At 77.6% G+C, this 259-nt stretch carries 1 protein-coding gene; it reads right to left on the bottom strand.

Annotation, left to right across the window (positions count from 1 at the left end):
• On the bottom strand, nt 1-259 hold a 259-nt coding region (locus KVT14_RS20570; RefSeq protein ID WP_217617312.1), incomplete at both ends, for a DUF4916 domain-containing protein.

Genomic DNA, 259 nt, shown 5'->3' with positions numbered 1-259 from the left:
GGGGCAGCGCCACCGGGCCGAGGTCCTTCTCGATGTGCCGGAGCAGGGCGCCGCGCACCCCCTCGTGGTACATCACGCGGCCGGAGACCAGCGCGCGGGACATCACGCCCCCGGGCGTGACCCGCAGCAGCAGGCCGACGGCGACCACGTCGCCGGAGTCGTCGACCCGCACGGGCACGGCGTCGCCGTAGAGCAGGGGGAGCGAGCGGCGGGCCGCCGCGATGCCCTCGGGACTCAGCCACCCGGAGGGGCGCTCGGG

This window comes from Cellulomonas sp. GbtcB1, from assembly GCF_019091725.1.
Lineage (GTDB): Bacteria > Actinomycetota > Actinomycetes > Actinomycetales > Cellulomonadaceae > Cellulomonas.
This window is presented reverse-complemented; position numbering and strand designations above follow the sequence as displayed.